The following is a 12,217-nucleotide window of genomic DNA, read 5'->3' as shown; positions in this document are numbered from 1 at the left end:
CTGGACAGCCGAACTATGCAGTGCTTAGATTATCTGAGCGGCGCTCAGATGGGCTGGCCGCATTCCCTCCTTCGAAGCGGGTAAGCATATGAGTTCACGGGTACTCGTCACCGGCGCAACGGGATTCGTCGCCGGATACGTCATCGCCGAACTGCTCGAGCACGGATACACAGTGCGTGGCACGGTTCGCGATCTCGGAAATGCGGATAAACGCGCACATCTGGTCGCGCTCGCGGATCGGCTCAGCGGCGAGCTGGAATTCGTCGCGGCGGATCTGAACGACGATGCGGGGTGGGCCGCAGCCATTTCGGGCTGCGTGTACGTACTGCACGTGGCATCACCGTTTCCGGCGACGCCGCCGGACGACGAACGGGAACTGATCGATACTGCGGTCGACGGGACCTTGCGGGTGTTGCGGGCGTGTGCCGACGGCGGCGTTCAACGGGTGGTGCTGACCTCCTCCATCGCCGCGGTGACCTACGGCCACGAGTCGGATGCGGTGCGCACCGAGGCCGACTGGTCAGTGGTCGAACGCAGCGCTGCCTACCAAAAGAGCAAGACACTGGCCGAGCGGGCGGCGTGGGAATTCGCCGCGGATTCGGACCTCGAGCTGGTGGTGGTGAATCCAGGAATGGTGTTGGGGCCGTTGCAATCCGCGGCGACGAGCACCTCGCACGAACCGGTGCGGCGGCTGCTCGCTCGCGACGCGCCGGGTTCACCGCGGGTGGGGTGGGCAGTGGTTGATGTGCGGGATCTGGCGGTGGCACACCGGCTGGCGCTGGAGGCTCCCGAAGCAGTCGGGAATCGGTATATCTGTGCAGGCGACCATGTCTGGATGGCAGATATGGGGCGCATGTTGGCCGAGGAATTCGGCCCGCGCGGATTCCGGGTGCCGACCCACGTGATCCCTGATGTCCTCGTGCGGGCGATTGCCCTGTTCGACAAGGGGATACGATTGACCTTGCCGACGTTGGGTCGTTCCGAGCTGCTCAGCTCTGAGAAGGCGTGCCGGGAACTCGGATGGTCGATGCGGCCGGTGCGGGAGACGGTGCTGGAAACCGCGCAGAGTTTGATCGAGTTCGGTGTCGTGCCGCAGGCGAAGGGCGCGTCTTCGCGTCGGACAGCCGCACACGTGTAGGGGCGGGCTGTGCTGATCGCGACACTCATTATCGGCACCATCGGGTTGGTGCGACGCTGGTTGGGCAGTCGGACATCGGAGACGAAATCCGATGCGCCGCAATGGCGCAAGACCCTGCCGAGCATCGTCGGAACCGCTCGGTTGCGCCGACCGGGGCCGGTTCTGGCGGCGGTGGTGACCTTGACCGGGATGGTTTGGGTGGGACTGTCGCTCGCGCCATGTTGATCGGCGGTTGGGCGGGCACGCTGGTAGACAGGAGGGGTGACGGCTGCGCGAGGCAAGTTCCGGTTCGGTGTCACCCTGCTCGCATCCGCTTCGCGGGCGGAGTGGATACGAAAGTGTCGCAGGGCTGAGGAACTCGGGTACGACGTGGTCGGTGTGGCCGATCATCTGGGGCTGCCCGCACCTTTTCCGGCAATGATGCTCGCGGCCGAGGCGACCGAGCGGGTCCGGCTGACCACGCTCGTATTGAATACGCCGTTCTACAACGCGACACTCTTGGCGCGCGACGCGGCTACGGCCGATCTGCTCACCGATGGACGGGTGGAGTTGGGACTCGGAGCCGGATATGTCCGAGAAGAATTCGAAACGGCGGGAATCACTTTCGAGAGCGCGGGCAAACGGGTCGACCAGTTGGCGGCAACCGCGGCGACCTTGCGGCGGTTGTTCGCCGATCCGGAGTATCAGCCGCGTCCCGCGCAACCCGCGGGGCCGCCGCTCGTCATTGCCGGTTGGGGCGATCGGCTACTGCGAGTCGCGGCTGAATATGCCGATATCGTCGCGCTGCCCGGTGCGGCCCCGGCGTTCAACGGTGGACCACTGCGGTTCGTCGGGCTCGCCACGACCGATGCGCGGATGGCGTACCTGCGAGAGTTGCTCGGCACACGAGCCGAGAATGTCGAGCTGAATATCCTGCTGCAGCGGGTAATTCCGCCGGAGGAACGTTCGGCCGCACTGGAACTGTACGCGCCGCATCTACCCACCGATGGCGCCGACTGGCCGGAGGAGTTGCCCGCATTGCTGATCGGGACGCCGAAGGAAATGGCGCGGCAGTTGGAACAGCGCCGCGAACGGTTCGGATTCAGCTACGTCTCTGTGCTCGAGAGCAGCATGGAGCCGATGGGCGCGGTCATCGAACTGCTGCGCTGAGCGCAGATCGCTCCATCAGCGGTCGAATTCGCCGGCGTTCACGCCGGCAGTGAAGGCGTCCCACTCGGAAGTGGATCGAAGCGCCGTCACGGTCCACGATCCACCAGCTCACCCGGCACATCTAGCGGATCCGGCAGGAAACATCCCCAAGTAGCCGACCGTCACCAGCTGAAGGACAAAGCCGAGTTTGTTGTAATCACGGCGCCGATCGGCGATCAGCTTGTCGTCCCCATCGTCCAGGTGGAGACACCGCTCCAAATCCACCCGCGACAACCCCGTTATCGACGGCATATGCCTGTGCCACTTCGCAGTTCCTTCGTCGTTTGGTCAGGGAAGAGAGAGCATGTATAATGTGATCTGCATCACATTTCCTCGGGCATTTTGTCGGTAGCGCATGGCATGGTGGGCGGCATGCCTTTTGCCGATTCCGTCGTCGCTACGGATGTCATCCGCGTCCTCGGTGCCAGTGAGCACAATCTGCGCAATGTGTCGTTGGAGATCCCCAAGAACAAGATCACCGTCTTTACCGGCGTCTCCGGGTCGGGCAAGTCGTCGATTGTCTTCGACACGATTGCCGTGGAATCCCAGCGTCAGCTGTATGCGACATTTCCCGCGTTCATTCTCAACTTCCTGCCGCGCTATGAGCGGCCGCATGCCGAGGCGATCGAGAATCTGACGGCACCGGTCATCATCGACCAGCAGCTCGTCGGCGGCGGTCCGCGCTCCACCGTCGGGACGATGACCGATATCTACTCGATGGTGCGGGCGATGTTCGCCCGATTCGGTTCGCCCTCAGCCGGATTCGTCTATAACTACTCGTTCAATGTGCCGCAGGGCATGTGCCCGGACTGCGATGGACTCGGAGTTACCGTGCGCGCCGATCCGGATCGGTTGGTCGACCGGAGCAAATCGCTGAATGAGGGTGCGATTCTGCTGCCCGGGTATGCCGTGGACAGCGGCGAGTGGCAGATGTACGGCAAATCCGGGCGCTTCGATCCGGATAAGAAGCTGGTCGACTACACCGAGGACGAGTTCACCGACCTGCTCTACGGCACCGGCGGCAAGGTGGAGCTGACCTTCGCCAAAGGCACCTGGAAGGCGAATTACGAAGGGTTGGCGGCCAAATTCACCCGCACCCGATTGCAACGCGACACCTCCACACTGAGTGAGAAGACGCGCGAACAGATGCAGAAGTTCCTCACCGAGGGTGTCTGCGCGACCTGTCGTGGTGCGCGGCTCAACCACGCGGCACTGGCGACGAAGATCGGTGGCCGCAATATCGCCGACTGGTCCGGACTACAGATCACTGATCTGATGACGGTGCTCGACGAGATCACCGATCCGGCCGCGCTCGGACTCGCCGCCGCGATCCGGACCGCACTGCAGCGGGTGACCGACATCGGACTCGGCTATCTGAGCCTGGATCGGCCGACCTCGACCCTGTCCGGCGGTGAGGGGCAGCGGCTGAAGATGATCAAACATCTGTCGAGCACGCTGATCGGGATGACCTATGTCTTCGACGAGCCCAGCGTCGGATTGCATCCGCGCGATGTCGGCCGGTTGAACAACCTGCTGAAGGCATTACGGGACAAGGGAAATACCGTGCTGGTGGTCGAGCACGATCCGGATGTCATCCAGATCGCCGACCATATCGTCGATGTCGGTCCGCGCGCCGGTCTGCACGGTGGGCAGGTGGTATTCGAGGGCACCTTCACCGAACTGCGGGTCGCGGATACGCCGACCGGGGCGGGATTGCGCAGGCCGTTCACGGTGAAGGAGACCTTCCGTCAATCGAATGGCGCGTTGCTGATCGAGCATGCGAATGTGCACAACCTGAAGGATGTGACCGTCGCGGTGCCGACCGGCATCCTCACCTCGATCACCGGCGTCGCTGGCTCCGGTAAAAGCAGCCTCATCCGCGATGTGTTCGTCCGGGAGCATCCGGATGCGATCTTCGTCGACCAGTCGGCGATCGCGGCATCGTCACGGTCAACGCCCGCAACGTATCTGGGCCTGATGGACCCGATCAGGAAGCTGTTCGCGAAGGCGACGGGGGAGTCGCCGGGCCTGTTCAGTTTCAACTCGACTGGTGCCTGTAAGCAATGCGAGGGTCGCGGGGTGATCATCACCGAGGTCGCCTATATGGACCCGGTCACCACCCACTGCGACGCCTGCGACGGACGACGGTTCTCCGATGAGGTGCTGGCACTGACCTTGCGCGACAAGTCCATTGCCGATGTACTGGCAATGTCGGCCGAAGAAGCCCTCGGTTTCTTCACCGAAAAGGCTCTTGCCACAAAGCTGCGCACGATGAACGAGGTGGGCCTGGATTACCTCAGCCTCGGCCAGGCCATGAGTACCCTGTCCGGTGGCGAACGCCAACGGATCAAACTGGCAACCCAACTCCAGAACACCGGCACCGTCTACGTCCTCGACGAACCGACCACCGGCCTGCACATGTCGGATGTGGATACCCTACTCGCCCTGATGGACGGCTTGGTCGACCGCGGCAATACGGTGGTGGTCATCGAACACAACCTCGATGTGGTGGCCCACTCCGACTGGGTGATCGACCTCGGCCCCGACGGCGGCAAGGACGGCGGCGAAATCGTCTTCACCGGAACCCCCGCCGAATTGCTGACCCACCCCACCTCCCTCACCGGCGAGTACCTGCGGAAGTACAAGGCCGCCGGGTAGGGATTGGGCTGTTCCGAATTTCCTGTCAGCGCATTCGGTATTGCATGTCGGCCACGAACACGGCAGTCACCGCGCAGGTCGCGGGCACCAGGGGTCCCGGTAGTAATCGCGCAGAAACAACGAAGTTCTCGTAGCCTCCTGGTCAGGGCCGATTAGCTGAGTTGAGTTGCAAGGCTGGCCGTTTGGTGCTCGGCTGAGCTGCCGATGAGGGCCGCCCCGGGTTATCGAGTCACTGGGCCAGCAAACTTCCAGAGGCCATCGACGCCGAGACGGAGAGCAGGGAGCGGGTTGCCGTCATCGTCGTGCGTCGAGTTGGGGTAGCGGATGATGTCGTCGGCGAGGGGGAGCGTCCACGCGCGATCGAGAAGGGCAGGCGGGAGGTAGGTCGAGGCAACGGTGAGCGGTAGACCCCGATCGGTAGCGAAGCAGGCCAGTGCGAGCAGATGCCAGGCGGCGAAACCGGCTGATATCAGGCTTCTTTCGTTCGTTCCCGAGAAGTTTCCGTACTGCCGCAGGGCGTCGACAAGCGCGCTGTTGAACTCGGTCGCCGTACCACTGACGGCAGCCTGTAGCGCCCGGATCGCTGGAGCCGCGCACAGGGTAGCGTACTCGTCGCCCGCCGCATCGGCGGCACTCTGGGCTGCGTGCAAGGTGTCGTGTACTGCCGGGGCGCCGCAGTGGATCTGTTGTCGTCTGCCAGGGTGAAGGGGCCATCACGTTGCCAGTCGTGGGACCACCGGCAACAGGTGATGCTCCCGGGGAACATGTTCCAGATTTGCTGTGCGAGCCGAGCATGGCGACAGCAGCCGGACATCCTGTAATAGCCGAGTTGAGGGTGCGGATGCCTTCGGCTTTCGAAGATCGATCGACGCGGTGCCGATCCCCGAAATGCCGTTGCCGTCACCAGCCGCAACGGCTTCTGCCCTTGGTCGGCCGCCACGGGCCCTGCGTTCCGCGTTGCCCCACAACATGATTAGGGCAATTAACCGATAGCGGCTGATTTCCTTGATCGCTACCATCGAGTTGGTCGCCGGGCAGACACTCCCAGCATCTCGAACCAAGGATGGCCCACTATGCACTGGATGCGATCGAGAGTCTTCGCTGATCCGCCGATGGAACTCACAGACGCGGAACGCAAACGGGGCGAGCGGGCAGCTCGGAAAGCGGCCCGCGACGCGCGGAAGTCCCTGGTACGGACAAAGCGGTACCAGTATCGGCGCTACCGGGAAAAGGCCGGCGACAAGTATCTGGATTGGCCACAGTGGCGCATCACCTATCTCGAGGAATACAGACGCGGACCGCTCCCCGAGTCCACGAGGGGCGGCATCTCCGCAGGGGACAGCTTCCTTGCGAGCTGACGCCGTGGGTCGGGATGAGCGGGTGAGGCCGCTGAAGAAATGCCGTGCATGCACCGGTTGCACTCCATACGATCTGCCTGCTGGCGCAGGCAACCTCAGGTGCTACCGAACCATCCGCTCATGCCGCATACCGGTCGTTCAGTAACGCGGCGTCGACCGATCGACAGTGCGATAACCCGTTCCACTTCTGCGCTGTCGTCGGTGGTCCCACAACTGCAACGTACCAACGCGTTGGCGGCCGAGTCGGCGGAGGAACGGACGTTTGCCGAGCCATCACCGAAATCGCCGCGGCTGAAATACCCTGCGAGCCCTAGGAAATGGGGGGCAACATCCTGCAAGGCGGTGAGCGGGCTGTCAATCAAGCGCTCAGCCAGGATGGTTCGGGCGGTCCGCCGAGAATCGACCACTTGGTGGTACACAATATCGATCGTGTCGACGAAACCGTCGTCGTCGGTTGTCGAAGTCATATGGTCTCCCAATGTCGCAACACGGCCCTGAACAGTACGGTTCGCCCCAGAGGCGGTGCGGTTGGGAACCTTCCCGAGCATGGGAATCGGGCACGCCCAGTGAAGAGAAAAGGCCGCTCCGCCCGTCGGCGCAGCGGCTAAACGGGTTTGCGGGTTTCGTCGAGATCTGCGATGCCCTCTGCGAAGCCGACGGCGGGCTCGAACCTGAGCTCATGGCGGGCACGAGTGATGTCGTATCGCCTTGGCAGGGCCAGGAATTCAACCTCGAATCGGGTCAGCGGCGGACGCCCGGGCAGCGGCAGGGTGGACCAGAGCCATTCGCCGGCACGGGCGAGGGCGAAGAGCGGCCCGGACGGGACCGCCCGGGTCGGCATCGGCGCACCCTGGGCAGCGAGCACGCCTGCCAGAAACTCGCGGACCGGCATCGGCTCGGCGTTGGTGATGAGATACGTGCCGCCGGGCGCACCCTCGCTCAGCGCGGCGGCGACAGCGGCGGCGACGTTGTCGACGTGGACATGTTCGAAACTCGCCATGCCCTGGTCGATCAGGGGCAGCTTGCCGGCGCGAGCACGGGTGGCCAGGTCGGCCAGCTGCCCTGAACCCGGACCCCAGATGAAGGTGGGCCGCAGCACGATCGTCTCGATCGCACCCGCGTGCGCGCGGATCAGCTGTTCGGCGGCGAGTTTCGCCTGGCCGTAGCGCGAGCTGGGCTGGGCCGGAGTGGGCTGGGATTCGGTGATGTCGAGCAGCGGCCGACCGTCCTGCAGCACCGATTCACTGCTGATATAGACGAATCGGCGCACACCGTGCCGCACCGCCGCAGCCAGCACCTCGCGCGTGCCCTCGACGATCGCCTCGTCGAACTCGCGCTGAGGAGCCCACGCCGACACCAGCCCCGCCGCATGAACGACGACGTCGATACCGGCCAGCCGATCTTCCCACGCCGCCACGTCCTCGAGGCTGCCCGGCACGACGGTCGCATGCGGAATGCGCCTGCCCGCACCCCGGACCAGCGCCGACACATCGTGTCCGTCGGCCAGGAGCCGATGCATCACGCGTCGCCCCAGAAACCCGGTAGCACCCGTAAGCAGCACAGTCATCTGCATCCACCCTTTTCGAAAGTAACTTGACCAGTCACCATAGTATGATCGTAACTTGACCGATCGGCATAGTATTCTGGAGACATGCCTCGCCCCCCATCCGATTCCCGGCCGCGCCTGGTAGCGGCCGCCCGTGAGTTACTGCAACGCCAGGGCTATCAGGCCACGGGGCTCAGTGAGATCGTCGCCGCCAGCGGCGCCCCCCGGGGCTCGCTGTACTACCTGTTCCCGGGTGGGAAGCAAGAGTTGGCGGTCGCAGCGATCAGGGAATCCGCAGACGAGTTCACCCGGTTGATCCGGGAAACCGCCGCCCACGCACCAGACGTGTGCTCCTTCTGCGAGCAATTCGCCCTGCACTTGAGCCGAGGACTCGTCGAGTCGGGCTATCTGGGCGGGTGCCCGGTCAGCACGGTCACCCTCGATTCCGCTCCCCGTTCCACCGCACTCACCCTCGCCTGCCGTGACGCCTATCGGCAATGGCGCACCGCGTTGACCCAGGCGCTGGTGCAGTACGGCATCCCGGCGGCGCGCGCCGAACGTCTCGCGGCACTCATGCTGTCAGCAGTCGAGGGTGCCATGATCATCGCTCGTGCTGAATGCTCCACCGTCCCGCTGGACGACATCCACCTCGACCTGGCCGCTCTCGCGATCGCAGCCACTGATTCCACTGCGACCCAAGCATCCAGGGCGACCGAAGCGTAAGGCCGTCCGGCACGGCACGGCACGGCCTGGTCCGACAACACACTCAAAACGGCAAGGAAACAGCCATGCTGTTCATCAGCATCAAGCTCAGATGGCTTCCGATGTACCGAATCGGTTGTGGTGCATGGACATCACCCATTCGGCGACAGGTCATCGGATGGAGAACAGACCCCAGGTGATTGCCCAGGCGAGCCAGGCGCACCCGGCGGTGAGCAGGACGCCGAGCCCGGCGCGCGGCGCTGCGGCCACCCCGGTTCGGCCGCGCCCGGCAGTGGTCGCAGTGACGGCCAGCAGAACAGCGGTGAGTATCGCGAGTCCTTGCAGCATCAGCCACACCAGCGGTCGGCCGGCGACCACCGGGCCGACGGTCTGGGCATCGGCAGCGAAGATCGACTCCACGTACACCACGGTCGCGACCAGCGAGAGTAGCCCGCACAGTGCCAGCAGCCTGGCGGATCGGCGGGCGGGGCCGGGGCGGCGGTTCATCGACGACACCAACAGGTAGCCGAGGAAAACGACCAGCATGGTAGCGAGCACGATCGACTGGACCCACGCCGAGGTCCACCAGCCGTGGCCTGGGTCGATGCTCGACAGGGCCTGAGTCGGAGGCGGTTCCGCCGAGGAGACCGGTGGGGCAACGTTCGCGACCTGGTTCACCCATGCGGTCATGGCATCGAGGTAGCCGGGGGCGAAGGCGCCTTTCGGCGCGCCCGGACCCGCTGAGGCGCCCAGCCGGTCGAAGCCGTCGGTAGTAGAGCGCCCATTGTGGGCGGCGCCCGTGATGAAACGGATGGTGACCGAAGCAGATCCGGTCAGCGTGTCCCGCAGCACCGCAGCACTTTCCGCGGGTGGGGCCTGTACGTCATGATCCCCCCACAGCGCGAGCACCGGGACGCGCACGCCGCGCAGCGCCGGCCGGGGATCGAATCCGGCTGCGGGGAACGCCCCGGTCTCGCCGATCAATCGGGCGGCGGGCCCCTCGACGATGTCCGCGAGCGGACCGGTATCGCCGTGGTGGCGCAGGGTTTCGGCCAGACTCCAGGTCTGCGTGCGCAGGGGAGTGAACCCGGGGGCTCCGAGGGTGACCAGGAATGCGACGCCGCCGGATCTCACGGCCGCCAGCGGTGCGACCCAACCGCCCTCGCTGAATCCCCACAGTCCGACCCGATCGGCCCGCACTCCCGGTGTGTGACGGAGGGTTTCGACCGCGGCGAGCGCATCGTCGGCGAGCAGGGAGAAGTCGCGGTGGGTGCGTGAGTAGTCCGTTGTTCGCTTGTCGTAGATCAGCGTGGTGATCCCGGCCGCTGCGAAGGCGCGGGCCTCGGCGAGGTATTTCGTGCGGGGCCCGGGTCCGGAGCCGCCGACCAGGACGATGCCGGGTGCGGCGGAATGCGGTGCGGCCGAGGCGATCACCGTGCCGTGCAGCGTCAGCCCGCCACCTCCGGTGAAGGTGACATCTGTGCCGTCGGTCGACGGGACAGGGCCGGACTCGGGATCGGCACCGGCAGCCGGGGTGAAGAGAGCGGTGAACGACACCGATACCAGCAGGACAAGTACAAGTGATCGGAGAGAACGCATATCCGGGTGCCTTTCGAAGCCGGCTCAGGTCTCGGGAAAGCCGAAGAGCCGTAGCAGCACGGGTTTTCGCTCGTCGTCGGTATCGTCGGCAGCGGTGCCGTAGCGCTGGACGAGCTGGATGTATTCCTCGAAGAACTCGCGCAGGCGCGGCAGATCCACGCGAATAGTGGCGCGGGAAAACAGGAATGCGTCGGCCCATTCCCCTAGGTCGGGTGCCTGCCGTTCGAATCCTTCGTAGAGCTCGACGAGTTCGGCGAGATTGTTGCGGCTCATTTCCGCACTGGCCGAGCGCATTTCGGCAGTCTGTGCGGTATACGGCGGAAACCGGCGGTCGCCGGGAACAGCGCGCCACCAGCGTTCCTTCCCGGTGGCCAGCTCCGGAACTTCTTCGACGAACCCGTATTTGGCGAGCTGCCGCAGGTGATAGCTGGTGAGCCCACTACTCTCGCCGAGCGCCTGAGCGAGGGTGGTGGCGGTGACCGGTCCGCCGCGCAGTTGTTCCTCGATGCGCCGGCGCAGTGGATGCGCGAGCAGTCGCAGCACGGCCACGTCGGTAATCGTCTGGGGGACAGGCTGATCGGCCACGAGGGTCAGCCTAACTCGTGCAAAGAGGCTTTGCAAAGAATATTTGCAACTCAGTTCGCGAGGACAAACCCTGGACCGAGTGCGCACAGCACGACATCGATGACTGGTTCGCCTCCGGTCCGAAGACACGCCTGCTCGCCCGCATCTTCATGACCTTCGCCATCCGGCGACGGCTCTGCCCGAAGCTGCGTATCCCCAATCCACCCAGGGGCGTCACACCGGACGCACAACCCCAGTTCGGAGGACCGCGCTGGTCCGCCGACTGTTCACCGACGACACATTGCCGCCGATCGACCGCGTCGTGAGTCTGCTGGTCGTGCTCTACGCCCAACCCGCCACCCGCATCACCCTGGCTGCTCCCCGGACAGCGGCCGAACCGCCCGATCGCCACCACCCGACTTCGGCAACGGCTCCGCCGCCTGGGCATCACCGGCGCCGGCCGAGTCGCTTCAACGAACTGCTACGTGAAATCCCCGCACCAGTCTCGCCGACCTCGTCGGCTGCAACCCGAAATTCGCCGCCGAACACGCCTCGCTCCTGGCGACCGACTGGCTCATTACGCCCCATCGTGTCCATCGCCCAGGCCGCGCCAACGCTGGGATGCCGAACACGTCGACTGAACACCTGTCGTACGCGGGCGAACAGCGCTTGAATGGAAGCATTCCCACAGGGAGGTTCGGATGCCCCATTCCGCTCGTGACTTGCTCGACGGGATCCAAGCCGAGCTGGCCCCGCACGACAACGACAACCGCATGGTTCCGTTGATCGCGCTGGGCAGAGCGCCGCGCGGGGTCTTCGCGGCGATCGCCGCCGAGGAACAACGCATCACAAGCAGCGACTGGCGCAGCTTCCACGCCATGGCGGCGCGCGCGGACGAACCGCACGTCAGAGCATTCCTCGACGGCCTCCCTCCGGGCGAGCAACAGGCGCTCGCCATGTTGGACGCGCTCGTGACGGCCGCCGGACCCGACCAGGGGATGGAACTGCCCCGAGCGGGCTGCCAAGCCTACCCAGGCTATGTCGCCTGGTTGGCGCTCAATGCCGAGCCATCCTGCGCCGCAGCAGGTATCTACACGAATGTCGCCGCCTTCGGCCGCTACTGCGGGGCCGTCGCCGACGGCATGCGTACCCACTACGAGTTCGACGACCCGGCCTGCGCATTCTTCGACTTCTTCGCCGCTGACACCCCCGTAATCGAACAGCGAGCCTTCGCCGCAATCCAGGCCGGCCTCGACACCGAACGACTGAACCCGAACGACGCCCACCTATACGCCAGACTCTTCCAGAACTACGAACTCATGTTCTGGAACACCCTCGCCGATGAGTTCCCTGGATAACACCCCGACCGAACCAGCGCGGTGGAACTCGCCGCGCTCCCGCACAGCTTGGAGTCCGTCGCACATCCGATGACTACCTCGCAGAACTCGGCAACAGCCTCCATAC

Annotated in this window: 13 protein-coding genes; 7 read left to right on the top strand and 6 right to left on the bottom strand. The window is 64.9% G+C overall.

What is annotated here, in order from left to right; genetic code table 11:
• The first annotated feature begins 88 nt into the window (after positions 1-88).
• Genes AB0J29_RS02680 through AB0J29_RS02670 form a run of 3 tightly spaced genes read left to right on the top strand, consistent with a single transcriptional unit; the run spans position 89 to position 2,287 of the window.
• Positions 89-1,138, top strand: a complete 1,050-nt coding sequence (locus AB0J29_RS02680) for an aldehyde reductase (RefSeq protein ID WP_364778089.1) — start codon at positions 89-91, stop codon at positions 1,136-1,138.
• 9 nt (positions 1,139-1,147) lie between these two features.
• Entirely contained in the window at positions 1,148-1,363 is a 216-nt protein-coding gene (locus AB0J29_RS02675) for a hypothetical protein (RefSeq protein ID WP_364778086.1), read from the top strand.
• Positions 1,364-1,399: 36 nt separating this feature from the next.
• Complete coding sequence (locus AB0J29_RS02670; protein ID WP_364778083.1) at positions 1,400-2,287, top strand: TIGR03621 family F420-dependent LLM class oxidoreductase; 888 nt, start codon at positions 1,400-1,402, stop codon at positions 2,285-2,287.
• Positions 2,288-2,395: 108 nt separating this feature from the next.
• On the opposite strand, the gene AB0J29_RS02665 is transcribed toward AB0J29_RS02670, so the two are convergent.
• Complete coding sequence (locus AB0J29_RS02665; protein WP_364778080.1) at positions 2,396-2,578, bottom strand: DUF4158 domain-containing protein; 183 nt, start codon at positions 2,576-2,578, stop codon at positions 2,396-2,398.
• A 120-nt stretch (positions 2,579-2,698) separates the two neighbouring features.
• On the opposite strand from AB0J29_RS02665, the gene AB0J29_RS02660 reads away from it, so the two are divergent.
• On the top strand, positions 2,699-4,984 hold the full coding sequence (locus AB0J29_RS02660; RefSeq protein WP_364778077.1) for an excinuclease ABC subunit UvrA: 2,286 nt from the start codon (positions 2,699-2,701) through the stop codon (positions 4,982-4,984).
• Between the two features lie 221 nt (positions 4,985-5,205).
• Here the strand turns inward: AB0J29_RS02660 and AB0J29_RS02655 are convergent, their stop codons facing one another.
• Positions 5,206-5,634, bottom strand: coding sequence for an Imm49 family immunity protein (locus AB0J29_RS02655; RefSeq protein ID WP_364778074.1), 429 nt, complete (start codon positions 5,632-5,634; stop codon positions 5,206-5,208).
• 432 nt (positions 5,635-6,066) lie between these two features.
• Between AB0J29_RS02655 and AB0J29_RS02650 the strand changes: the two genes are divergently transcribed.
• Positions 6,067-6,342 carry a hypothetical protein gene (locus AB0J29_RS02650; RefSeq protein ID WP_364778071.1) on the top strand — a complete coding sequence of 92 codons (276 nt, stop codon included), beginning with the start codon at positions 6,067-6,069 and terminating at the stop codon, positions 6,340-6,342.
• 95 nt (positions 6,343-6,437) lie between these two features.
• On the opposite strand, the gene AB0J29_RS02645 is transcribed toward AB0J29_RS02650, so the two are convergent.
• Together AB0J29_RS02645 and AB0J29_RS02640 are read right to left on the bottom strand one after the other, a co-directional pair.
• Positions 6,438-6,809 carry a hypothetical protein gene (locus tag AB0J29_RS02645; RefSeq protein WP_364778068.1) on the bottom strand — a complete coding sequence of 124 codons (372 nt, stop codon included), beginning with the start codon at positions 6,807-6,809 and terminating at the stop codon, positions 6,438-6,440.
• A gap of 137 nt (positions 6,810-6,946) precedes the next feature.
• Positions 6,947-7,909: an NAD(P)-dependent oxidoreductase gene (locus tag AB0J29_RS02640; RefSeq protein ID WP_364778065.1), complete on the bottom strand. Its 963-nt coding sequence runs from the start codon at positions 7,907-7,909 to the stop codon at positions 6,947-6,949.
• An 84-nt stretch (positions 7,910-7,993) separates the two neighbouring features.
• Between AB0J29_RS02640 and AB0J29_RS02635 the strand changes: the two genes are divergently transcribed.
• Positions 7,994-8,611: a TetR/AcrR family transcriptional regulator gene (locus tag AB0J29_RS02635; protein WP_364778062.1), complete on the top strand. Its 618-nt coding sequence runs from the start codon at positions 7,994-7,996 to the stop codon at positions 8,609-8,611.
• Between the two features lie 150 nt (positions 8,612-8,761).
• On the opposite strand, the gene AB0J29_RS02630 is transcribed toward AB0J29_RS02635, so the two are convergent.
• Entirely contained in the window at positions 8,762-10,189 is a 1,428-nt protein-coding gene (locus tag AB0J29_RS02630; RefSeq protein WP_364778059.1) for a prolyl oligopeptidase family serine peptidase, read from the bottom strand.
• 24 nt (positions 10,190-10,213) lie between these two features.
• Positions 10,214-10,774: a helix-turn-helix domain-containing protein gene (locus AB0J29_RS02625; protein ID WP_364778056.1), complete on the bottom strand. Its 561-nt coding sequence runs from the start codon at positions 10,772-10,774 to the stop codon at positions 10,214-10,216.
• A 680-nt stretch (positions 10,775-11,454) separates the two neighbouring features.
• Between AB0J29_RS02625 and AB0J29_RS02620 the strand changes: the two genes are divergently transcribed.
• Complete coding sequence (locus AB0J29_RS02620; protein WP_364778053.1) at positions 11,455-12,111, top strand: hypothetical protein; 657 nt, start codon at positions 11,455-11,457, stop codon at positions 12,109-12,111.
• Positions 12,112-12,217: the final 106 nt, after the last annotated feature.

This window comes from Nocardia sp. NPDC049707, assembly GCF_040674855.1.
Classification (GTDB): Bacteria; Actinomycetota; Actinomycetes; order Mycobacteriales; family Mycobacteriaceae; genus Nocardia.
This window is presented reverse-complemented; position numbering and strand designations above follow the sequence as displayed.